Source organism: Streptomyces sp. NPDC060035, from assembly GCF_042736635.1.
In the GTDB taxonomy this organism is placed as follows: Bacteria; Actinomycetota; Actinomycetes; order Streptomycetales; family Streptomycetaceae; genus Streptomyces.
Genome location: NZ_JBHWVO010000008.1, coordinates 220,412 through 241,477, shown reverse-complemented (window position 1 = coordinate 241,477; position 21,066 = coordinate 220,412). Strand labels below are relative to the sequence as shown.

Annotated in this window: 20 protein-coding genes; 11 read left to right on the top strand and 9 right to left on the bottom strand. The window is 70.8% G+C overall.

What is annotated here, in order from left to right:
- The first annotated feature begins 14 nt into the window (after nt 1-14).
- The 4 genes from ACFWBQ_RS15820 (at nt 15) to ACFWBQ_RS15805 (ending at nt 3,888) form a co-directional block, all read left to right on the top strand.
- On the top strand, nt 15-689 hold the full coding sequence (locus tag ACFWBQ_RS15820) for a DUF3105 domain-containing protein (RefSeq protein ID WP_385488347.1): 675 nt from the start codon (nt 15-17) through the stop codon (nt 687-689).
- Nucleotides 686-1,372 (top strand): DUF305 domain-containing protein, encoded by a 687-nt coding sequence (locus ACFWBQ_RS15815; protein WP_385488344.1) that lies wholly within the window; start codon nt 686-688, stop codon nt 1,370-1,372. Before ACFWBQ_RS15820 ends, ACFWBQ_RS15815 begins: the two co-directional genes overlap by 4 nt.
- Before the next feature lie 122 nt (nt 1,373-1,494).
- Nucleotides 1,495-1,920, top strand: a complete 426-nt coding sequence (locus ACFWBQ_RS15810) for a CBS domain-containing protein (protein ID WP_385488341.1) — start codon at nt 1,495-1,497, stop codon at nt 1,918-1,920.
- Nucleotides 1,921-2,133: 213 nt separating this feature from the next.
- Nucleotides 2,134-3,888: an NAD+ synthase gene (locus ACFWBQ_RS15805; RefSeq protein ID WP_385488339.1), complete on the top strand. Its 1,755-nt coding sequence runs from the start codon at nt 2,134-2,136 to the stop codon at nt 3,886-3,888.
- Between the two features lie 64 nt (nt 3,889-3,952).
- Here the strand turns inward: ACFWBQ_RS15805 and ACFWBQ_RS15800 are convergent, their stop codons facing one another.
- From ACFWBQ_RS15800 to ACFWBQ_RS15785, 4 genes are all read right to left on the bottom strand, one after another.
- On the bottom strand, nt 3,953-5,161 hold the full coding sequence (locus ACFWBQ_RS15800; RefSeq protein WP_385488337.1) for an MFS transporter: 1,209 nt from the start codon (nt 5,159-5,161) through the stop codon (nt 3,953-3,955).
- Between the two features lie 583 nt (nt 5,162-5,744).
- Nucleotides 5,745-6,770 (bottom strand): endonuclease/exonuclease/phosphatase family protein, encoded by a 1,026-nt coding sequence (locus ACFWBQ_RS15795; RefSeq protein ID WP_385488335.1) that lies wholly within the window; start codon nt 6,768-6,770, stop codon nt 5,745-5,747.
- A 167-nt stretch (nt 6,771-6,937) separates the two neighbouring features.
- A complete protein-coding gene (locus tag ACFWBQ_RS15790) occupies nt 6,938-7,666 on the bottom strand; it encodes a TetR/AcrR family transcriptional regulator (RefSeq protein WP_385488332.1) in 729 nt (242 codons plus the stop codon).
- A gap of 237 nt (nt 7,667-7,903) precedes the next feature.
- On the bottom strand, nt 7,904-9,526 hold the full coding sequence (locus ACFWBQ_RS15785) for an MFS transporter (protein WP_385488329.1): 1,623 nt from the start codon (nt 9,524-9,526) through the stop codon (nt 7,904-7,906).
- Between the two features lie 162 nt (nt 9,527-9,688).
- On the opposite strand from ACFWBQ_RS15785, the gene panB reads away from it, so the two are divergent.
- The 3 genes from panB to ACFWBQ_RS15770 all read left to right on the top strand — a co-directional run bounded on the left by panB (nt 9,689) and on the right by ACFWBQ_RS15770 (nt 12,594).
- Nucleotides 9,689-10,576: a 3-methyl-2-oxobutanoate hydroxymethyltransferase gene (panB, locus tag ACFWBQ_RS15780; protein ID WP_385488326.1), complete on the top strand. Its 888-nt coding sequence runs from the start codon at nt 9,689-9,691 to the stop codon at nt 10,574-10,576.
- 144 nt (nt 10,577-10,720) lie between these two features.
- A complete protein-coding gene (locus ACFWBQ_RS15775; RefSeq protein WP_385488574.1) occupies nt 10,721-11,740 on the top strand; it encodes an ATP-binding cassette domain-containing protein in 1,020 nt (339 codons plus the stop codon).
- Nucleotides 11,737-12,594 (top strand): ABC transporter permease, encoded by an 858-nt coding sequence (locus ACFWBQ_RS15770; RefSeq protein ID WP_385488323.1) that lies wholly within the window; start codon nt 11,737-11,739, stop codon nt 12,592-12,594. Before ACFWBQ_RS15775 ends, ACFWBQ_RS15770 begins: the two co-directional genes overlap by 4 nt.
- On the opposite strand, the gene ACFWBQ_RS15765 is transcribed toward ACFWBQ_RS15770, so the two are convergent.
- Entirely contained in the window at nt 12,595-15,924 is a 3,330-nt protein-coding gene (locus ACFWBQ_RS15765; protein WP_385488320.1) for a BTAD domain-containing putative transcriptional regulator, read from the bottom strand. It lies immediately after the preceding gene.
- A 124-nt stretch (nt 15,925-16,048) separates the two neighbouring features.
- On the opposite strand from ACFWBQ_RS15765, the gene ACFWBQ_RS15760 reads away from it, so the two are divergent.
- Nucleotides 16,049-16,873: a site-2 protease family protein gene (locus ACFWBQ_RS15760; RefSeq protein WP_385488317.1), complete on the top strand. Its 825-nt coding sequence runs from the start codon at nt 16,049-16,051 to the stop codon at nt 16,871-16,873.
- Nucleotides 16,874-16,888: 15 nt separating this feature from the next.
- On the opposite strand, the gene ACFWBQ_RS15755 is transcribed toward ACFWBQ_RS15760, so the two are convergent.
- The 3 genes from ACFWBQ_RS15755 to ACFWBQ_RS15745 all read right to left on the bottom strand — a co-directional run bounded on the left by ACFWBQ_RS15755 (nt 16,889) and on the right by ACFWBQ_RS15745 (nt 18,211).
- Nucleotides 16,889-17,071: a hypothetical protein gene (locus ACFWBQ_RS15755; RefSeq protein ID WP_385488315.1), complete on the bottom strand. Its 183-nt coding sequence runs from the start codon at nt 17,069-17,071 to the stop codon at nt 16,889-16,891.
- 80 nt (nt 17,072-17,151) lie between these two features.
- Nucleotides 17,152-17,862 carry an NADPH-dependent F420 reductase gene (gene npdG / locus ACFWBQ_RS15750; protein WP_385488312.1) on the bottom strand — a complete coding sequence of 237 codons (711 nt, stop codon included), beginning with the start codon at nt 17,860-17,862 and terminating at the stop codon, nt 17,152-17,154.
- Between the two features lie 10 nt (nt 17,863-17,872).
- Nucleotides 17,873-18,211: a hypothetical protein gene (locus ACFWBQ_RS15745; RefSeq protein ID WP_385488309.1), complete on the bottom strand. Its 339-nt coding sequence runs from the start codon at nt 18,209-18,211 to the stop codon at nt 17,873-17,875.
- A 119-nt stretch (nt 18,212-18,330) separates the two neighbouring features.
- Here ACFWBQ_RS15745 and ACFWBQ_RS15740 point away from each other — a divergent pair, with 119 nt between their 5' ends.
- Nucleotides 18,331-18,933 (top strand): hypothetical protein, encoded by a 603-nt coding sequence (locus ACFWBQ_RS15740; RefSeq protein ID WP_385488307.1) that lies wholly within the window; start codon nt 18,331-18,333, stop codon nt 18,931-18,933.
- Nucleotides 18,934-19,078: 145 nt separating this feature from the next.
- Here ACFWBQ_RS15740 and ACFWBQ_RS15735 read toward each other — a convergent pair whose 3' ends face one another.
- Complete coding sequence (locus ACFWBQ_RS15735) at nt 19,079-19,306, bottom strand: hypothetical protein (protein WP_385488304.1); 228 nt, start codon at nt 19,304-19,306, stop codon at nt 19,079-19,081.
- A 58-nt stretch (nt 19,307-19,364) separates the two neighbouring features.
- On the opposite strand from ACFWBQ_RS15735, the gene map reads away from it, so the two are divergent.
- Together map and ACFWBQ_RS15725 are read left to right on the top strand one after the other, a co-directional pair.
- Nucleotides 19,365-20,222 carry a type I methionyl aminopeptidase gene (gene map / locus ACFWBQ_RS15730; RefSeq protein WP_385488301.1) on the top strand — a complete coding sequence of 286 codons (858 nt, stop codon included), beginning with the start codon at nt 19,365-19,367 and terminating at the stop codon, nt 20,220-20,222.
- A 180-nt stretch (nt 20,223-20,402) separates the two neighbouring features.
- Nucleotides 20,403-21,065 carry a heme oxygenase (biliverdin-producing) gene (locus ACFWBQ_RS15725; RefSeq protein WP_385488299.1) on the top strand — a complete coding sequence of 221 codons (663 nt, stop codon included), beginning with the start codon at nt 20,403-20,405 and terminating at the stop codon, nt 21,063-21,065.
- Nucleotide 21,066 lies beyond the last annotated feature (1 nt).

Genomic DNA, 21,066 nt, shown 5'->3' with positions numbered 1-21,066 from the left:
AAGGACCCGACGACATGAGCTTCGACCGCAGGACCCGCATGGAGCAGATGCGCAGGACCGACCGTGCGCGTGATCGCCGCAACCGTGTCGTCGCCATAGGTCTGAGCGCCGCCGTGGTCGCCGGTCTGATCGGTTTCGGCACGTACATGCTGCTGGAGAGGTCGGAGGCGAGCGACCGGAACGCGGAGGGCCTGGCCCAGGACGCCAAGCAGACCGAGCAGGAGAAGGAGAAGCCGGCAGTCGGGCCGGTCGCGGGCGAGAAGTCCTGGGACGCCAAGGAACTGACCCGCAACCACGTCACGACCGCGGTGACGTACCCCATGGAGCCGCCGGTCGGCGGTGACCACAATCCGGCCTGGCTGAACTGCGACGGCGTCGTATACGAAAAAGCCGTCCCGAATGTCAACGCCGTGCACTCCCTGGAGCACGGCGCGGTCTGGGTGACGTACAACAGCAAGGCGGCCGACGCCGATGTGCAAAAGCTCGCGGCCCGCGTCGGGAGCACCCCGTTCTCGCTGATGAGCCCGTACGAGGGCCAGGCCGGCCCGATCACGCTGAGCGCCTGGGGCAAGCAGGTCACGGTGGACGGCGCGGACGACCGGCGGGTGGCGCAGTTCTTCGCGAAGTACGTCCAGGGCAAGCAGACGCCCGAGCCGGGTGCGCCCTGCACGGGCGGGGTGGACGGGTGAGCTCGGCGCGCACGCGCCGCACCCGGTGGGTGGCCGGCTCCGCCGTGACGCTCGCGCTGCTGTTCGCCGGGGCGGCGACGGTCGCCGCCGCCCGGGACGACGGGGCGGCCCCTGCCCCCCGTACCCCCTCGGCGGCGTCGGCGGACGCGGGCTTCGCGCGCGACATGGCCGTCCACCATCAGCAGGCCGTGGAGATGTCCTTCATTGTGCGCGACGGTACGCAGGACGAGGGCGTACGGCGCCTCGCCTACGACATCGCCAACACGCAGGCCAACCAACGGGGCATGCTGCTCGGCTGGCTGGACCTGTGGGAGCTGCCCAAGACCGCGCCTGCCGGGCAGGAGCCGATGGCGTGGATGTCCGGCCACCAGCACTCCACCCACCACACGGAGGGCTCGGAGGCCGGGTTCACGGCGCACGACGGGGCCCTCATGCCGGGCATGGCCACCAGAACAGAGCTCGACGGGCTCCGAGCGGCCCGGGGCAAGCCGGCAGAGATCCTGTTTCTGCAGCTGATGACCGACCACCACAAGGGCGGCGTCGACATGGCGCGCGGCTGCGCGGAGCAGTGCACCGTGCCGGTGGAGAAACGGCTTGCCCAGGGCATGGTCGAGGCCCAGCAGTCCGAGCTCGACCTCATGGCGGACATGCTCACGGCGCGGGGTGCCGCCCCCCGCCCCTGAGTGTCCGGCCGTCGGCGCACACCCGAATGGGTGACAGCGCTCGCGTACCCCGAACGGACCCATGACGATGGGTTCGCTCGGGCCGTACGGCAGTGCCCACCGGCACGCAGGAGGTATCCCCCATGACCACCGCCAAAGACATCATGCACACCGGGGCCCACTGGATCCCGGCCCACGAGACGCTGGACCGTGCCGCGCAGATGATGCGCGACCACAAGGTGGGCGCGCTGCCCGTGTCCGCCAACGGTGAGCAGGACAGGATGGTCGGCATCATCACCGACCGCGACATCGTGATCAAGTGCGTGGCGGCGGGACGCGATCCGTCGAAGCTGACGGCGGGCGACCTCTGCGACGGCACACCGCGCTGGATCGAGGCGACCGCCGATGTCGGCGCGGTGCTCGACGAGATGCAGAGTCACCGGATCCGCCGACTGCCGGTGATCGAGAACAAGAAGCTCATCGGCATGATCAGCGAGGCGGACCTGGCGCGGCATCTCTCGGACGAGCAGGTCGCCGGCTGGGCGGAGAAGGTCTACTCCGGTTCCTGACCCTGCCCCTGCCCTCCGTCCCCCGCTCCCGGGCCGGCGCGGGGCAGAGCGTCCCGGCCCGGCGTCCCTTGCGCCATGAGGGCTGCCGGGTCGTCGGATGCCGGACGTCCAGCTGCCGGGCGGACGGTGCCGGCCCCGGGCCATGGATGCCGCACTCCGGTTCGTGGCGGCCCTCCAGGACATCGCGTCAGAGAGACGATTACACTGGGCCGCGTGCCTCAACTACGTCTCGCACTGAATCAGATCGACGCGACCGTCGGTGACCTTGCCGGCAACAGCGAGTCGATCGTCCACTGGACCCGGCACGCCGCCGAGCAGGGCGCCCACCTCGTGGCGTTCCCCGAGATGGTGCTGACCGGATACCCCGTCGAGGACCTGGCCCTGCGGTCGTCCTTCGTCGAGGCCTCGCGGGAGGCGCTGCGCGCGCTCGCCGCGCGCCTCGACTCGGAGGGTTTCGGAGAGCTTCCGGTCGTCGTCGGTTACCTCGATCGCTCCGAGCACGCCGCGCCGCGCTACGGGCAGCCCGCGGGATCACCGCGCAACGCCGCCGCGGTGCTGCACCGCGGCCGGGTCGCGCTGAACTTCGCCAAGCACCACCTGCCCAACTACGGCGTGTTCGACGAGTTCCGGTACTTCGTGCCGGGCGACTCGATGCCCGTCGTGCGGGTGCACGGCATCGATGTGGCGCTCGCGATCTGCGAGGACCTCTGGCAGGACGGCGGCCGCGTGCCGGCCGCCCGCGCCGCCGGGGCAGGACTGCTGCTGTCGATCAACGCCTCGCCGTACGAGCGGGACAAGGACGACACCCGGCTCGAACTGGTCCGCAAGCGCGCCCAGGAGGCCGGCTGCACGACCGCGTACCTGGCGATGATCGGCGGCCAGGACGAGCTGGTCTTCGACGGCGACTCGATCGTCGTCGACAGGGACGGCGAAGTGATCGCCCGCGCCCCGCAGTTCGCCGAGGGCAGCGTGATCCTCGACCTGGAGCTGCCGGCCGCCGCGGCCGAGGCACCGTCCGGGGTCGTGAACGACGGGCTGCGGATCGACCACGTGGTCCTCTCCGAGGAGGCCCTTCCCGCGTACGAGCCGGAGCTGGCCGGCGGCTACGCCGAGCGGCTCGACGACGACGAGGAGCTGTACTCCGCACTGGTCGTGGGCCTGCGGGCGTACGCCGCGAAGAACGGTTTCAGCAGTGTGCTGATCGGCCTCTCGGGCGGCATCGACTCGGCGCTGGTCGCCGCGATCGCCTGCGATGCGCTGGGGGCCCAGAACGTGTACGGCATCTCGATGCCGTCGAAGTACTCCTCGGACCACTCCAAGGGCGACGCGGCCGAGCTGGCCCGTCGTACCGGGCTGAACTTCCGCACCGTACCGATCGAGCCGATGTTCGACGCGTACATGGGGTCGCTGGGGCTCACCGGGCTGGCGGAGGAGAACCTCCAGTCGCGACTGCGCGGCACGATGCTGATGGCCGTCTCCAACCAGGAGGGCCAGATCGTGCTCGCGCCGGGCAACAAGTCCGAACTGGCGGTCGGTTACTCGACGCTGTACGGGGACTCCGTCGGCGCGTACGGGCCGATCAAGGACGTGTACAAGACGTCGGTGTTCCGCCTCGCGAAGTGGCGCAACCGGGCCGCCGAGGAGCGCGGGCAGACCCCGCCGATCCCGGAGGCCTCCATCACCAAGCCGCCGAGCGCCGAACTGCGCCCGGACCAGGTGGACACGGACTCGCTGCCGGACTACGACGTGCTGGACCGGATCCTGGAGATGTACGTCGACCGGGACCAGGGCCTGGAAGCGATCGTGGCGGCCGGCTTCGACGCGGAGCTGGTGGCCAAGACGCTGCGGATGGTGGACACGGCGGAGTACAAGCGGCGGCAGTACCCGCCGGGCACGAAGATCTCGCCGAAGGGCTTCGGCAAGGACCGGCGACTGCCGATCACGAACCGCTGGCGCGAGTCGGGCTGACGAACGACGTGGGGGCGTAGGCCGGAATGATCCGGCCTACGCCCCCACGGGCCGGGATACGCGGTCAGCGCACCTCGGCTTCCTGCTTGCTGTGCGCCGCAGGCCCGCCGGCCACCACACGCGAGACCCCCGGCGTACGGTCCAGCAGACCCGCCGTGACCGCCACGGCCAGACCGGCGACCGCCAGGACCGCACCGACCAGGGCCGGTGACGTCCAGCCCCAGCCCGCCGCGATGGCCACGCCGCCGAGCCAGGCACCGCCGGCGTTGGCCAGGTTGAAGGCGGAGTGGTTGGAGGCGGACGCGAGCGTGGGTGCGTCCTTGGCCTTGTTCATCACCAGCATCTGCAGCGGCGTGGTCGTCATGAAGCCGATCCCGCCGAGCAGCACCACCATCACCAGCGCCGCCCACTGCACATGCACGGTGAACGGGAAGACCGCCAGCACGACGGCCAGGGCAGCCAGCGATCCGTAGAGCGTGGGCCGCAGCGCCCGGTCCGTCAGCGGTCCGGCCGCCAGCGCACCAAGCGTCATCCCGATGCCGAACAGCGCGAGGACGAGCGTCACCGAGGACTCGCCGAAGCCCATCGCCTCGGTCGTCATGGCCGAGAGGTACGAGTAGACGGCGAAAACACCCGCGAAGCCGAGGACCGCGGTGAGCAGCCCGAGCAGCACCTGACGGTTGCCCATGGCCTTCATCTCGCGGCCCAGGCCCTGGTGGGAGTCGACGGGCATCTGCGGTACGAGCCGGGCGAGCGCGGCCATGGCGCCCAGCCCGATCACGGAGACGACGACGAACGTGGCGCGCCAGCCGAGGTGCTGTCCGAGCAGCGTGGCCGCCGGTACGCCGACGATGTTGGCGACGGTCAGCCCGAGGAACATGGTCGCGACGGCGCGGGCCCGGCGCCCGTCCGGAACGAGCCGTGCGGCGACAACGGCACCGACGCCGAAGAACGCCCCGTGCGGCAGCCCGGCCAGGAGCCGTCCGGCCAGCAGCCAGCCGAAGTCGGGGGCGAACGCCGAGGCCAGGTTTCCGACGGTGAAGAGGGCCATCAGCAGCAGGAGCATCCGCTTGCGCGGAACCCGTGCGCCGACGGCGGTGAGCAGCGGGGCGCCCAGGACGACGCCGATCGCGTACGCCGAGACGAGGTAACCGGCGGTGGGCACGGACGTTCCCAGATCGTCCGCGACGTTGGGCAGCAGGCCCATCATCACGAACTCGGTGGTGCCGATGCCGAAGGCGCTCACAGCGAGGGCGAGCAGGGCCAGAGGCATGGAGGGGACCTTTCAGCATGGTGGAGGGAGCGTCGGCTTCATTGCCGGTCCGGATTAAGTATTCAGCCGGAACAAAGTGTCGCAGACGTTTTATGCCCGGAGATGAACAGGCAGTTGCGGGGGGATGCGGCGCGGGTACCTCCGTCGCTGCCCCGTGGCGTCGGCATGGCTGGTCAGGATGCATTCGGTGACCTGCTGGAGCCGGGGCAGGAGCCGGGAGACCTCCCCGGCCCGGTGAAGAAGATCACGGATCCGCCTCACGTCGTCGTACCCACCGCTCCCGCATGCGCCGGCCGAACCGAAGGGGACCGCTCGCGCCGACAGCATCCCCGCAGGGCCAGGCACATCAGCAGGGCGCTCACCCGGACCGGTGCGCGGAAGCCGGACCCCGCGCCGAGGACCGGTCCGCACGGTCAGGGGCTCGGCGCCGCACCCGCGGTGAAGGCGGCCGTGATGAAGAGCCCGCCAGGGTCGGGGCGTCGGGGGCCAGGTGGAGAACCCGGGTGATCAGCGCCGTACCCGTACCGAAGGCGAGCGCGCCCTGGAGGAGGTGCAGGGCGGGCGCGGCCACAGGTCCGGCCGTTCAGAGTTCGACGCGGGCCGCGATCGGGAGGTGGTCGCTGTCCGTGGCCGGGAGGGTCCACGACGAGAGGGGTTCGACGCCGCGGACCATGATCTGGTCGATCCTCGCCATCGGGAACGAGGCCGGCCAGCTGAAGCCGAAGCCGTCGCCCGCCGCGCCCTGGGTGGAGCGCATCTGGGCCGTGACCGCGTTCAGGGACCGGTCGTTCATCGTGCCGTTCAGGTCGCCGAGCAGGGCCACCCGGTCGAGCCGCTCGTCGGCGATCGCCTCGCCCAGCGCGTCGGCGCTCTTGTCCCGCTGGTTGGCGGTGAAGCCCGCGTGCAGCTTGACCCGTACGGACGGGAGGTGGGCCACGTACACCGCGATCGAGCCGTCCGGCGTGGTGACCGTGGCGCGCATCGCGCGGGTCCAGCCCAGCTTGATGTCGACGGGGCGGGAGTCCGTCATCGGGTACTTGCTCCACAGGCCGACGGTGCCCTGTACCGAATGGTGCGGATAGCGGGCGGCGAGCGCCTCCTCGTACGCGGCCACCTTGCCGCCGGGCAGTTCCTGCAGGGCCACGATGTCCGCGCCCGAGCCCGCAACCTGCTGGGCGGTGCCCGCGGGGTCGGGGTTGCCCGCGTTGACGTTGTGCGTGGCGACGGTGAGGTCTCCACCGGTTCCCGACTTGTCGGTGAACAGGAGGCCGCCGAAGAGGTTGAGCCAGACCACGGCCGGCAGGAGCAGGGCGATCAGCGCGGTCGCCGAACGCCGGACAAGGCCGAGGATCAGCAGCAGCGGCACGAGGAGACCGAACCAGGGCAGGAACGTCTCGATGAGGCTGCCCGTGTTGCCGATGGTGTTGGGGATCTCCGCGTGGAAGGTCATCACCAGGGTGAGGAGGACCGAGCAGAGCGCCAGGAGGATGCCGCGCCGCCAGATGCCCCGGTCCGTCGTCAGTCTGTGACGCAGGGCCTGGAGGCGGGATCCGGGCCCCTGCGGACCTCGGCCGGCGTTCTCGGTGTCCGCCCTGTACGCCTGCACCATTGCGCTGTCCTCACTGCCTTGCCGTACACATCGCCGCGCCTCACGACCCTAGGCGATGGACGGCGGTATTCCTGCCGTCGACGACGGCCGTACTGCCATCAGGACGACGGATGTGGCGTCGTGGGTTCCGGCCGGGAGGGTCGTTGTGGTCGCTTGTGACAGAACGCTCACATGGGGGCGGTCGTCGGCTTCTCGGCAGTGACCTGCGGTTTCGGTGCCAGGCCCTGGAGCAGGATCCGGATGATGCGGTCGGCGAGGTCCTCGGGCAGGGGTGCGTCGGGGCGGTGCACGGTGCGTACGAGCATGGGGCCGAGGAACAGGTCGTCCATCAGCTCCGCGTCGAGGTCGTCGCGCAGCTCGCCCGCGTCGACGGCCCGTTGCACGGCGGCGAGCATGGCGACGCGGCGCGGCGCGATCACCGTGCACTGGTACTCGGTCCACAGCTTGGGGTGGCTCTTCATCTGCGCGAACACGTTGTGCAGGAGGACGGAGGAGCGCTGGGCGAGGCCGCGGGTACGCATCGATTCCAGCAGGAGGCGGAGATCGGCGAGACCGGCGGTTCCGGAGACGGTGGGGTCGGCTGGTTCGATGTCGCGCAGGACGTCGACGAAGAGCTCCTCCTTGCCGCTCCAGCGGCGGTAGATGGTGGCCTTGCCGACGCCCGCGGTGCGGGCGATGCGCTCGATGGACAGGCCGGCGAGGGGTTCACCGGCCTCCAGCAGCTCCACGACGGCGTCGAGGATCGCCCGCTCGGCGGCGGCGCTGCGGGGCCGGCCGCGGCGGGGTTCGGAGTCCTGGGCCTGTGGATCCTGACCGTGGTGATCCTCAGCCCGGTCCTGTGCGTGATCCCCAGCCCGGTCCCGTGCCTGGTCCTGTGCGTGGTCCTGCGCCTGCACGTGGGTCACCTCTCGCCGCGCCGTCCGCCGCTCGTTGTTCGCCGTTCATCCTGATTCTCGCCGACCGGCGGGCGGCGCGGCGACCTCCGGGCCGTGCGGGTGGGGTGCCGGGTTGGCCCGGCACGACGCTCTGTCCTCGATCGCCGGACGGTCTCGATGGGGCCGGTGGCCGGGGCGATCCGGTCGAGGAATGAGCCTCGCACGGGCCGCTCCGGCCACCCTTCCACCGATGTGTCCTCACACGCCGGACGGCCTCGACGGGACCTTCTCGTCCTCCGTCACCGGGCCGGCCTGGCTCTCCTGTTGATCGACCCCGGGCCTGCCCGGCAGGAACAGGCCCACGACCACCGCGCCGATCAGGGCGACCGCCGCCGAGCCGAGGGCCGTGACGTGCATCGCCGAGATGAACGCGTCGTTCGCCGCCGCGACGAGCGGCTTGCCCGCGGGGCCCAGCCTGGCCGCGACGCCCAGGGTCGCCTCGATCGACTCGCCCGCGACGTCCCGCGCCCCGGCCGGTACTCCTGCGAGGTGGCCCTCGATGTCACCGCGGTAGACCGTGGACAGCACCGAGCCGAGCACGGCGATGCCGAGCGCCCCGCCGACCTGGCGGAACGTGTTGTTGATGGCCGAGCCCGAGCCGGCCCGTTCACGGGGCAGGGCCTGCATCACGGCGACGGTGACCGGCGGCATGATGTGCGCCATACCCGTGCCCTGGACGAAGAAGACCACGCACATCACCCAGACCGGGGTGTCCGCGTCGAACAGCACGAAGGCCGCGAGGCCACCGGCGACCAGCAGCATGCCGACGGTGCAGACCGCACGGGCGCCGAACCGGTCGACGACCAGCCGGGCGCGCGGCGAGAAGATCATCTGCGCGACGGCGAGCGGCAGGATCAGCAGCCCCGACTGCAGCGCGCTGTAGCCGCGCACGCTCTGCAGGTAGAAGGCGGAGAAGAAGGTGACGCCCATCAGCGCGAAGAAGACCAGCGCGATGGCGGCGACTGCCGCGGAGAAGGCCGGCTTCCTGAAGTACGAGATATCGATGGAGGGGTGGCTGCTGCGCTTCTCGTGCCACACGAAGACCGCCAGCACCACCAGCCCGCCGAACAGCGGGGCGAGCACGGTGAGGTCGGTGAAGTCGGCGAGCTCGCCGCCCCGGATGATGCCGTAGACCAGCAGGACCAGGCCGACGATGGAAAGGAGGACACCCAGCGGGTCGACCCGGCCGGGGTTCGGGTCCCGGGAGTCCGGCACGAGGACGGCCATGGCGACCAGTGCGATGATCACCACGGGGACGTTGACCAGGAAGATCGAACCCCACCAGAAGTGCTCCAGGAGCACACCGCCGGTGATCGGGCCGATGGCGATGCCGAGGCCGACGCTGCCGGCCCAGATGCCGATGGCCTTGGGCTGCTCATCGCGCTCGAAGACGTTCATCAGGACGGCGAGTGTGGCGGGCATCACGAAGGCCGCGCCGAAGCCCATCAGGGCGCGCCAGGTGATGAGTTCGCCGGGCGTGGTGGAGAGCGCGGCCAGTCCGGAGCCGATACCGAAGACCAGGATGCCGGCCAGCAGCACCTTCTTGCGGCCGATGCGGTCACCGAGCAGGCCCGCCGTGAAGAGCAGTCCGGCGAAGACGAGCGTGTAGGAGTTGATGGCCCACTCGAGCTCGCTCTGGGTGGCGCCGATGCCGGTCGGCGCGGGGCTGGCGATCGTCTTGACCGCGACGTTCAGGATCGAGTTGTCCAGCACCACGATGAGCAGGCTGAACATGAGAACGGTGAGGATCACCCAGCGGCGGCGGTGGACCGCTTCCGGGACGCGGGACTCGGCGGCAGGGGCGCCGGACGGTATGGACATGACGGCGACCCTAGCCCATTTTCGATACGAGACCGTCTCGTATTGGAAAGTCTTTACCCGGTCGCCGGGGCCCACTTCCCGGGAACGGTCCCGGGATGCCACCATGGAAGGGATCCGGGGACGCCGTCAGGGCGCCACGAGATGACGAAGGAGCCGTTGGCCATGTCGCTTCAGGCTGCGCAGAATCAGAGCACCACACCCCCAGCAGGTCCCTCCCCCGCCGCCGGCAAGGCGTTGTACGGGGGAAAGAGCACCCGCCGCATCACCGTCCACGACATCGCCGCCGCCAGTGAGCGCGGCGAGAAGTGGCCCATGCTCACCGCCTACGACGCGATGACCGCGTCCGTCTTCGACGAGGCCGGCATCCCGGTCATGCTCGTCGGCGACTCCATGGGCAACTGCCACCTCGGCTACGAGACGACCGTCCCCGTCACGATGGATGAGATGGCCATGCTCTCCGCCGCCGTCGTACGCGGCACCAAGCGCGCCCTCATCGTCGCCGACCTGCCCTTCGGGTCCTACCAGGAGGGCCCCGTCCAGGCCCTGCGCAACGCCACTCGGCTGATCAAGGACTCCGGCGTCGGCGCGGTCAAGCTGGAGGGCGGCGAGCGCTCCCACGAGCAGATCAGGCTGCTGGTCGAGGCCGGCATCCCGGTCATGGGCCATATCGGCCTGACCCCGCAGTCCGTCAACGCCATGGGCTACCGGGTTCAGGGCCGCGGCGAGGAGGCCGCGCAGCAGATGCTGCGTGACGCGAAGGCGGTGCAGGACGCGGGCGCGTTCGCCGTCGTCCTGGAGCTCGTACCGGCCGAGCTGGCCGCCGAGGTGACCCGCACCCTGCACATCCCGACCGTCGGTATCGGCGCCGGGCCGGACACGGACGCCCAGGTGCTGGTCTACACCGACATGGTCGGGCTGACCGGCGGCAAGGTGCCGCGCTTCACCAAGCAGTACGCCGACATGCGCCAGGTGCTCGGAAACGCTGCGAAGGAGTTCGCCGACGAGGTCGTCGGCGGAACGTTCCCGCAGCCGGAGCACACCTTCCACTGACGCCCCGCTGACCACTGCCGCACCACCGACAGCCCGCCGACTTCCCCCATCGGCGGGCTGTCGCCCTGCGCCGGGTCTGCCGTCGGCCGGCGGTCGGTCCGCTGTCAGCGACGTGTCGGTGACTTGTCGGTGGCGGCTGATGTCATGGTGGACATGACGCGAAACGACAAGAACCCCAGGAGCGGCACGAACGCCGTCGAGGTGCGGGGGCTGGTCAAGCACTACGGCTCGACCAAGGCGCTGGACGGCGTGGACCTCGATGTGCGCGAAGGCACCGTTCTCGGTGTGCTCGGGCCCAACGGTGCCGGAAAGACCACCCTCGTACGTTGCCTGTCCACCCTGATCCTGCCCGACGCCGGGCACGCGGTCGTGGCGGGCTACGACGTGGTGAAGCAGCCCCGGCAGCTGCGCCGCACCATCGGCCTGACCGGGCAGTACGCCTCGGTGGACGAGAAGCTGTCCGGCTGGGAGAACCTCTACATGATCGGGCGGCTGCTCGATCTGCCGCGCAAGAAGGCCCGGTCCCGCGCCGACGAGCTGCTGGAGCGCTTCTCGCTCACCGACGCGGCGAAGAAGGCCGCGATGGACTACTCCGGCGGCATGCGGCGGCGGCTGGACCTGGCCGCATCGATGATCGGCAGCCCGGCCGTGCTCTACCTGGACGAGCCGACGACGGGGCTCGACCCCCGTACCCGTAACGAGGTCTGGGACGAGGTGCAGCGGATGGTCGCGGAGGGGGCGACCGTGCTGCTCACCACCCAGTACATGGAAGAGGCCGAGCAACTCGCCAACGAGCTCACGGTCATCGACAAGGGCAAGATCATCGCCCGCGGCGGTGTCGACGAGCTGAAGGCCAAGGTCGGCGGCCGCACCCTGCAGATCCGGCCCTCCGACCCGGCCGAACTGGCCGCGATGGCGCAGGCGCTGCGGGAGGCCGGTCTCGACGGCATCGCGGGTGCTCAGGCGGTCCCGGACGAGGGACTGCTCTACGTACCGATCCTCAGCGACGAGCAGCTGACCGCCGTGATCGGCCTGCTCGGCACCCGGGGTTTCTCGCTCGCCCATGTCGCCACCGCACTGCCCAGCCTGGACGAGGTGTTCCTCGCCATCACGGGCGACAAGGCCACCGTCACCGACACGATTCCCCAGGAGGTCGCGGCATGAGCACGACGACTCTGACGCCCACCCCCACCGACAAGATCGCGTCCGCACCGGCCACGAAGCTCCACGACGAGGGCCGGATCGGGCTGCGGAACAACCTGCGCCACATCGGGGCGCTGGTGCGGCGCAACCTGCTCCAGATCAAGAAGGATCCGGAGTCGATGTTCGACGCGCTCCTGATGCCGATCATCTTCACGCTGCTGTTCGTGTACGTCTTCGGCGGCTCGGTCGGCGGCAGCATGGGCGGCGGCCGGCAGGAGTACCTCAACTACCTGATCCCCGGCCTGATGGCGATGATGGGCATGAACATCGCCATGGCGGTCGGTGCCGGTGTCAACGACGACTTCCGCAAGGGGGTCATGGACCGGTTCCGCACGATGCCGATCGCCCGCTCCTCGGTGCTCATCGCGAAGATCGTGGTCGAGCTCGGCCGGATGATGGTCGCCACGCTGATCCTGCTGGGCATGGGCTTCGCGCTCGGCATGGAGCTCCAGGAGCCGGTGCTCGGGCTGATCGGGGCGATCGCCCTGTCGGCCGCGTTCGGCGCCGCCATCATGTGGATCTTCATCCTGCTCGGACTGACCATGAAGACGGCTCAGGCCGTCCAGGGAATGGGGATGCTCGTGCTGATGCCGCTCCAGTTCGGTTCGTCCATCTTCGCGCCGACCCGGACGATGCCCGGCTGGCTCCAGACGTTCACCGACTACAACCCGCTGTCCAACCTTGCCGACTCCGCCCGCGCCCTGATGATGGGCGGCCCGCTCGCCCACTCGGTCTGGGTGACGCTCGGCTGGACCGTGGTCATCACCGCGGTGACGGCCCCGCTCGCAGTCAGCAAGTTCCGCAAGAAGACCTGATCACGGGCCGGAGTCCTGCTCCTGCACGTGCGCGTCGGCCAAGGCGGTGGCTTCCTCCAGTGTGAGGCCGCCGCCTTCGGCGTACGCGGTCTCGAAGGCGGCGTCGTCCGCCAGTCCCGCCCGGACGACCTCTTCGGCCGCGTCCCGGTTCGCGCGCTCGATCAGGGTCGGTACGTGACCGTCCGGCAGCAGTACCGCGTGCAGGCCGAGCAGCCGCGCCGCGTCCCTGCTCCGCCGCTCGCCGCCGAGGCCGCCCAGGGCCCATGCGACGGCGACCAGGTGCAGGGACGACATCTGTGGTGCCACCATCTGCGACATCGAGCCCTGCGATCTCTCCAGCGCGCGGCGGGCCCGGGTCAGGGCCCTGACGTAGTCGCCGTCGAGGTTGTCCAGCCAGGCCTGCATACCCAGCACGAAACCCTCGAAGATCGCTACCGTCTCCGATCCGAACTCCTTGCGCAGTGCGGCAAGTTGCTCGCGCGCCTCACCTGTGCGGCCGGTCCGTCCCAGCCACAGGGCGAGGTAGAGCCGGGCGGCGGGCATCGCCTCGTGCCCGGCCTGCCGCCCCTTGGCGAGCACCTCGCGCAGGATGGACTCCCCCTCCTCGCCCCGGCCGATCTCGCAGAGGGCGGAGGCGTACCGGGCCCGCAGCAGCGCGACCTGGGTCTGGGCCCCGAGCTGCTCGGCGTAGGTGACCGCGCTACGGAAGTCCTCGGCCGCCGCGGCACTGTCACCGGCGCGCTCATGGGCCTCGCCCCGGGAGGAGAGCGCTTCGGCGGCGCCCCAGGCATCACCGACGCGTACGAAGATGTCCAGGCTCTCGTTCGCGTCCTGCCGGGCCTCGCCTGCCCAGTCGGGGCGGTTGGCCAGCACGTTGGCCCGCATCTGCAGGGCGGCAGCCAGCTCCCATGCGTAGCCGAACTCCCGGCAGGCGCATACCGTTTCGTCCATGAGCTCGCGCAGCTGATCGACCTCGCCGGTGAACAGGATCGCGAACATCCAGAGTGATCCCGGCGTACGGCAGGTCTGCGGCTGGCCCGGCCGGTAGGTCCGGGCGATCGCCTTCAGGCGCTTCCTGCCCTCGTCGGTGGCCCATTCGTTGCCCGAGTGGTCCATGTTGGCCAGCCGGATCAGCCGCACACCGCGCCTGGCCTCCTGGAGCTGGTCGGGCTCCATCGGGGGCGGCCTGTCGGTGCACCGCTCCAGCAGGGAGGGGGCCGGTTCGACGGGCTCGGCGAACGGATCGGGGCCGAGGGCCGCCGCCACGTCGGCCCAGTGGCGGGCGTCGGCCCGCAGGTCGCGCATCTGCCAGTACCAGCCGAGGGAGAGGACGAGGCAGAGGAGCTCCTGCTCGTCCTGGGCGGCCTCGGCACGGCGCAGGGCGGTGCGCAGATTTTCGTACTCGCGCTGGAACAGATCGAGGGCGGACTGCTGCCCCGCACCCCGGAGCTCCGGGTCGGCGAGGCGGGCGAGCTCCCGGTAGTGGACGAGATGCCGCCGCTCGGCGGCAGCCCGCTCCCCCGCCTCGTCCAGCCGGTCCGATGCGTACTCGGCAACGGTTTCCAGGAGCCGGTACCGCATCCCGCCGTCGCTGCCGGGGGCGGCGACGACCAGGGACTTGTCGACCAGGGAGCCGAGGAGCGCCGCGACGTCGCGGGCGTCGACGCCCGCCACGGAACAGACCTCCTCGGCCGCGGTGAGCGCGGAGCCTCCGGCGAACACCGACAGTCGGCGCAGCACCGCGCGTTCGGCCGCGTCCAGGAGCTCCCACGACCAGTCGACGACGGCCCGGAGGGTCTGCTGGCGTGGCAGAACGGTACGGCTGCCGCTCGTCAGCAGCCGGAACCGGTCGTCGAGGCGGTCGGCGATCTGGCGTGGGCCGAGCATGCGCAGCCGTGCCGCCGCCAGTTCGATGGCGAGCGGCAGCCCGTCGAGGCGGTGACAGATCTCGGCGCAGGCCGCCTCGGTCTCGGGATTCACGTCGACCCGGAAGCCGGGCCGGGCGGCGCTTCCCCGGTCGGCGAGCAGGCGCAGTGCCATGGGGTCGGGCAGCGGGTCCACGGGCCGCAGCAACTCGCCGGGCACGCCGAGGGGCTCACGGCTCGTCGCCAGGACCGTGAGGCCGGGACAGTGGGCGAGGAGGTGGTCGGCCAGCCCGGCCGCCGCCTCGATCACGTGCTCGCAGTTGTCGAGCAGCAGGAGCATGCGGCGACCGGAACAGTGCTCGGTGAGGCGTGCGAGGGAGTCCCCGGCCGCGCGGTCGGAGCCCCGCTCCACGGCGCGGAGCTCCTCGGCTCCGGCGCCCCGCAGCACGGTCTCGCGGGCGCCGAGCGCACTCAGTACGGCGTCGGCGACCGCCGCCGGGTCGTCGACGGGGGCGAGCTCCGCCAGCCAGACCCCGTCGGGCCAGGACGCGGCGACCGTCTCGGCCGTCTCCTGCGACAGCCTGGTCTTGCCCGCGCCACCGGGGCCCAGCAGGGTGACCAGGCGCGCCCGGGAGAGGTCCTCGCGCAGGGCGGCGATGTCCGTCTCGCGCCCGACGAAGCTGGTGAGCCTGGCCCGCAGGTTGCCGTACGCGACGGGAGAAGGCACCGGTTCCGGCCGGGGCCGGTCCTGGTGCAGCAACTCCTCGTACAGCCGGCGCAGCTCGGGTCCCGGCGAGGAGCCCAGGCGCTCGGCGAGCGCGGTCCGCGCCTCCCCGTACGCCGCGAGCGCCTGGGCGGTACGCCCGGCGGCCTGCAGCGCCCTGATGCGCAGCGCCTGCAGGGGTTCGTCGATCGGGTGGTCGGCACAGAGCGCGGCGAGTTCGGGCAGGGCCTCGTCGGGGCGGCCCAGCGCGAGGACGGCGCCGATCCTGGTGCGGCGGGCGTCGAGGCGCCGGGCCTCCCAGCGGACGGCGGCCGTGGCACGGTCGGGCAGGTCGGCGAGGGCGGGCCCGCGCCACAGGGCGAGCGCGTCGCCGAGGACCGTTGCGGCCTTCGCCGCGTCGCCGTCCTCCAGGGCCCGTGCCCCCTCCCCCGCGAGCTGCTCGAAGCGGTGCAGGTCCACTGCGTCCGGGTCGGCGGCGAGCCGGTAGCCGTTCCCCACGGAGTCGACGGCGTCCCGGCCGAGCGCACGCCTGAGGCGGCCCACGAGTGCCTGCAGGGCGCCCACGGCATCGGCGGGCGGATCGCCGTCCCACACCTCGTCGACGAGAACCGCTGCCGGGACCGGGCGCCCGGGGCGCAGGGCGAGCACGGTGAGCAGGGCGCGCAGCCGCGCCCCGCCGAGGGCCACGGCCGAGCCGTCGTCGCGGATTGCCTGAGTCGTACCGAGAATGCTGTAGTGCACGCGCCCATTGTCCGTGACGGCTCCGCACTTCGTGGAACTACCACCTGTCCGCGAGACGTTCTCGCCCTGTCACCCGTACTGTCGGGGCTCGCCGCCTGCCGTCCAGCACCCTGGAGTTCCGCCGATGACCACTGCATTCCGCCGCAGCGACCGGCGGGTCAGTCCGATCTTCCTCGGGATCCTCGCCGTCATGGCCGTCTCGGGCTGGGCGGTGTGGACGGACTTCGCCGAGCAGACCGGCTTCGCGGTCTTCCTGTTCGTCACGGCGGCCTGGATCGTCTCGCTCTGTCTGCATGAGTACGCGCATGCGCGTACCGCGCTGCACAGCGGGGACATCTCGATCGGCGCGAAGGGGTATCTCACCCTGAACCCGCTCATATACACCCATGCGCTGCTGAGCATCGTGCTGCCCGTGCTGTTCGTGATCATGGGCGGCATCGGTCTGCCGGGCGGTGCGGTCTACATCGAGCGGGGCCGGATCACCGGCCGCTGGAAGCACAGTCTGATCTCGGCTGCCGGCCCCCTGACGAACGTCCTGTTCGCGATCGTCTGCACGGCGCCGTTCTGGCTGGACGCGCTGGACGGGGTCCCGCTCCCGTTCCGCCTGGCACTGGCGTTCCTGGCACTGCTGCAGGTGACGGCAGCCATCCTGAACTTCCTGCCGGTCCCGGGGCTGGACGGCTACGGCGTGATCGAGCCGTGGCTCTCGTACACGGTCCGGCGCCAGGTGGAGCCGTTCGCGCCCTTCGGACTGATCGCCGTCTTCGGGCTCCTGTGGATCCCGGAGGTGAACGGGGTCTTCTTCGACGCGGTCGACGCACTGCTGCGGGGGCTGGGCGTCGACGAGATCGAGACGTACTGCGGGCTGGACACGTACCGCTTCTGGCGGGAGTGGTTCGGCGACCAGGACCCGGGCTGCGCGGCGGCACTCGGGTCGGGCACGGCTTGATCCGAACGGGAGGCGCTAGCTCGCGGCCGCTGCCGCCTCCGCCTTGTGCTTACGGATGTAGAACCACGCCATGTTCGAGGAGAGGCCGGCCATCAGCACCCAGATGATCCCGAGAGGGCTGCCCTGGACGAAGGAGACCACGGCCGCGGCGACGGCGAGAACACAGACGACGAGGGCGTAAAGAGCGAGGCGGGGCATGAGGGCTGGTGCTCCTGTCCGGGGATGGTGCGCGGTCCCCTCCAGTGTCCCTCATGCCCGTTCCGGCTCCGGGCACGGGCTCACACGTCGGTGGTGCGCAGCCCCGCGTGTGCCTTGTAGCGGCGGTTGACGGAGATCAGGTTGGCGACGAGCGACTCGACCTGGTGCGCGTTGCGCAGCCGGCCGGCGAAGACGCCGCGCATGCCGGGGATGCGGCTCGCGAGCGCCTGCACGATGTCGGTGTCGGCGCGTGCCTCGCCCAGCACCATGACGTCGGTGTCGATCTCCTCGATCGTCTCGTCCTGGAGCAGCACCGCCGACAGGTGATGGAAGGCGGCGGTGACCCGGGAGCCGGGCAGCAGGGCGGCGGCCTGCTCGGCGGCACTGCCCTCCTCGGGCTTCAGTGCGTAGGCGCCCTTCTTGTCGAAGCCGAGCGGGTTGACGCAGTCGACGACGAGCTTGCCCGCGAGTTCCTCGCGCAGTGACTCGAGCGTCTTGGCATGTCCGTCCCAGGGCACGGCGACGATCACGACGTCGCTGCGGCGTGCGCATTCCGCGTTGTCCGCGCCCTCGACTCCGTGGCCCAGCTCGGCGGCCGCGGCCTCCGCCCGGTCGGCGGCGCGGGAGCCGATGACGACCTTGTGGCCGGCGCGGGCGAAGCGGTAGGCGAGACCGCGGCCCTGGGGGCCCGTTCCGCCGAGTACGCCGATGGTCAGCCCGGACACGTCGGGGAGGTCCCAGGGGTCCTTGGCGGGGGGCTTGGGTGCGCTGCCGCTGTCATTCGTAGTCATGGCGCCGACCCTACTGCGAGGTAGGGAAGGGCACCCTGCGCCGTCGTCGCTCTGCGAGATCCGTCACGGCGACGAAAGCGATCGCGGCGAGCACCGGCACCGGCCCCGCCAGGATCCTGAGCACGTACCGGTCGCCATCGAAGGCGCCGGTCAGCAGGAACGCGGCCGACGTCACGGCGCCCGCCCACATGATCAGGCCTCCGATGCCGCGCGCCCGCACCATGCGCGGCGTGGCCCGGCGGCGCACCCACGCGGGGGCCCGGCCACGCAGGAGTGCGAACGAGAAGGGCAGGACCAGCAGTGTCCAGCCGCATATCCACGCCCAGTTGAAGGCGCTTGCTGAGGTCATGGCGGCATCGTGACAGGTCCGGCAGGGGGCGGCAGTGCCGGGTCCCGGCAGTCCCCCGTACGGATGGACTGCCGGGATCGGGCAGTCCGGGTGGGTGGTTGGGGGCATGATGCCGGGTCATGGATGCTGTACGAGTCGCACTGCTGCGTGAAGTGCTCGCCGGGACCGAGTGGCCCGCGGCGACCCGGCGGTTCGCCAGAACCCTGCGGTCCTCGGTCGTGCCGCAGGGCGGCGGGCTGCTGCTCGTGGGAACCGAGGTGTACGAGCCGTGGCACATGGCCGCGCATCTGGTCGACGAGTCCACGTGGTCCGGGCTGCCACAGCTGCGGCCCACACTCGTACGTCACCGGGCGGAGCCGGGCGATCCGGCTCATCTGGCAGTGGGCCTGGGCCGGATCGAGGCGGCCGGGCGCGGCGAGACCCTGCTCCTGGTGGCCCCGGAGCGGCCCGGGGGTGGGCTGCTGGAGCGGGTGCACGATGCGCGCCGGGCAGGGGCGACGGTGCTGACCTTGGACGGTGGCGATGCGGAGGTGCGGGGGCTCGCCCATGAGGCGCTGACGGTGGATGACGGGGATGACGTGGACCTGGACACCGTGCAGCACCTGGTCAGCGCGGCAGCCGGGGAGAACGGCGCGCCTGCCCCGCGGGGGCGCCGCACGTTCCGGGACCGGCTGTCGCGGCTGGCCGACCAGCTGACGGCCCCGCCGCCGGCCCGCTGGTGACGGGTTCTCCAGGACCGGACGGGTCCACGGTCCGGCACCGGTCCGCGATCCGGCCGGGCACGGTGGCGTGTGCCGCTTCGGTCGCGCTGCTGGCTGCGGCGCTGCCGAAGCTGCTCACGTACGGCTCCCGGACGGAACGAAGACCCTAGGACTCCGGGGTCTCCTCCGTGCGGTCGTGCCACTTCGGGTCGTTCTCCCACTCCAGGTTCCGCTCACGCGCCGTGTCCATCGCGTGCTGCGCCTCCTCGCGGGAGGTGTACGGGCCGAAGCGGTCCTTCGCCGGGCACTCAGGGCCTTCCTCGACCTTTTTGTGCTCCAGGCAGTAGTACCACTCGCCCGGTTTGCCGACCGTGCGCTTCTTGAACAGGGCCATCGTCGGATCCTTTCCTCGCTGCCATGCTGCCCCAGGCGCGCTGGTTAGACTCGCTGGCATGTCTGGCCAGTCGCTTCTCGTACCAGGGGAGATCACTCCCGTCCGTTCCGTTCCCGGAAACATCCGGCGCCCCGAGTACGTGGGCAAGCCCGCTCCCACGCCGTACACCGGGCCGGAGATCCAGGACTCCGACACCGTGGAGCGCATGCGGATCGCGGGCCGTATCGCCGCGCAGGCGATGGAGGAGGCCGCGAAGCACATCGCCCCGGGCGTCACCACCGACGAACTCGACCGGGTCGCCCATGAGTTCATGGTCGACCATGGCGCATACCCGTCGACGCTCGGCTACCGCAGCTTCCCGAAGTCCCTCTGCACCTCGCTCAACGAGGTCATCTGTCACGGCATCCCCGACTCCACCGTGCTGCGCGACGGCGACATCGTGAACCTCGACGTCACCGCGTACATCAACGGCGTGCACGGGGACAACAACGCCACCTACCTCTGCGGCGACGTCGACGAGGAGTCGAAGCTCCTCGTGGAGCGCACCCGGGAGTCCCTGAACCGGGCCATCAAGGCGGTGCGGCCCGGCCGCCAGATCAACGTGATCGGCCGGGTCATCGAGTCGTACGCGAAGCGGTTCGGGTACGGCGTGGTGCGGGACTTCACCGGGCACGGCATCAATTCCTCGTTCCACTCCGGCCTCATCATTCCGCACTACGACAGCCCGCACGCGACGACGGTGATGCAGCCCGGCATGACGTTCACCATCGAACCGATGCTGACGCTCGGGACGCACGAGTACGACATGTGGGAAGACGGCTGGACCGTGGTGACGAAGGACCGGAAGCGGACCGCCCAGTTCGAGCACACGCTGGTGGTGACGGAGACGGGGGCGGACATCCTGACTCTGCCGTGACGCTGCACCCGGTCCGGGCCGGGCGTAACGTTTTACCGACAGGCAGTCGGGAACCGGTTGACTTAGGTAAACCTAAGTAGGAGGATCGACCTCCTGGCAGTCGGCGGCGCGCGCAGCTGTTGCTGCCGGTATTTCCGTCTCTGTCCCGACCTCCCGTCCCTCGGCCCCCGGAGGCCCCTCTTGGACGCAACCGTCACCACCCCGTTCTCCACAGTCATACGCACCGCTTCGCACGAGCAGCACACCCAGGCGGAGTCCTCGACCTTCATGAGTGACATGCTCGGCGGGCGGCTCGGGGTGAATGCGTACACGCGCTACACCGAGCAGCTGTGGTTCGTGTACCGGGCGCTGGAGGACGGCGCACAGGATCTGCGCAACGACCCGGTCGCGGGTCCGTTCATACAGCCGGAGCTGATGCGCAGTGCCGAGCTGGAGCGCGATCTGGCGCATCTGCGAGGTGCCGGATGGCGCGAGGGCCTGGAGCCGCTGGCCGCCACCGCCGCGTACGCGGAGCGGGTCGCCGAGTGCGCCCGTGACTGGCCGGCCGGTTACATCGCGCACCACTACACCCGCTACCTCGGGGACCTCTCCGGCGGCCAGATCATCCGGGGCACCGCGGAGAAGACCTGGGGCTTCGAGCGCAAGGGCGACGGGGTGCGCTTCTACGTGTTCGAGGAGATCTCCAACCCGGCCGCGTTCAAGCGGGAGTACCGGGAGCTGCTGGACGCGGTGAACGCAGACGATCTGGAGAAGCAGCGCATCGTCGACGAGTGCAAGCACGCCTTCGCGCTGAACACGGCCGTCTTCCGTGAGCTCGGCGAGGTCTTCCCGCTCAGCGCGTAGC

What these genes read in the sequence shown, in the direction of transcription:
- ACFWBQ_RS15820 (WP_385488347.1), top strand. Translation starts at nt 15, where the DNA reads ATGAGCTTCGACCGCAGGACCCGCATGGAGCAGATGCGCAGGACCGAC.
- ACFWBQ_RS15810 (WP_385488341.1), top strand. Translation starts at nt 1,495, where the DNA reads ATGACCACCGCCAAAGACATCATGCACACCGGGGCCCACTGGATCCCG.
- ACFWBQ_RS15800 (WP_385488337.1), bottom strand. Translation starts at nt 5,161, where the DNA reads ATGCCTCTGGCCCTGCTCGCCCTCGCTGTGAGCGCCTTCGGCATCGGC.
- ACFWBQ_RS15795 (WP_385488335.1), bottom strand. Translation starts at nt 6,770, where the DNA reads ATGGTGCAGGCGTACAGGGCGGACACCGAGAACGCCGGCCGAGGTCCG.
- ACFWBQ_RS15785 (WP_385488329.1), bottom strand. Translation starts at nt 9,526, where the DNA reads ATGTCCATACCGTCCGGCGCCCCTGCCGCCGAGTCCCGCGTCCCGGAA.
- panB (WP_385488326.1), top strand. Translation starts at nt 9,689, where the DNA reads ATGTCGCTTCAGGCTGCGCAGAATCAGAGCACCACACCCCCAGCAGGT.
- ACFWBQ_RS15775 (WP_385488574.1), top strand. Translation starts at nt 10,721, where the DNA reads ATGGTGGACATGACGCGAAACGACAAGAACCCCAGGAGCGGCACGAAC.
- ACFWBQ_RS15770 (WP_385488323.1), top strand. Translation starts at nt 11,737, where the DNA reads ATGAGCACGACGACTCTGACGCCCACCCCCACCGACAAGATCGCGTCC.
- ACFWBQ_RS15760 (WP_385488317.1), top strand. Translation starts at nt 16,049, where the DNA reads ATGACCACTGCATTCCGCCGCAGCGACCGGCGGGTCAGTCCGATCTTC.
- ACFWBQ_RS15755 (WP_385488315.1), bottom strand. Translation starts at nt 17,071, where the DNA reads ATGCCCCGCCTCGCTCTTTACGCCCTCGTCGTCTGTGTTCTCGCCGTC.
- npdG (WP_385488312.1), bottom strand. Translation starts at nt 17,862, where the DNA reads ATGACTACGAATGACAGCGGCAGCGCACCCAAGCCCCCCGCCAAGGAC.
- ACFWBQ_RS15745 (WP_385488309.1), bottom strand. Translation starts at nt 18,211, where the DNA reads ATGACCTCAGCAAGCGCCTTCAACTGGGCGTGGATATGCGGCTGGACA.
- ACFWBQ_RS15740 (WP_385488307.1), top strand. Translation starts at nt 18,331, where the DNA reads ATGGATGCTGTACGAGTCGCACTGCTGCGTGAAGTGCTCGCCGGGACC.
- ACFWBQ_RS15735 (WP_385488304.1), bottom strand. Translation starts at nt 19,306, where the DNA reads ATGGCCCTGTTCAAGAAGCGCACGGTCGGCAAACCGGGCGAGTGGTAC.
- map (WP_385488301.1), top strand. Translation starts at nt 19,365, where the DNA reads ATGTCTGGCCAGTCGCTTCTCGTACCAGGGGAGATCACTCCCGTCCGT.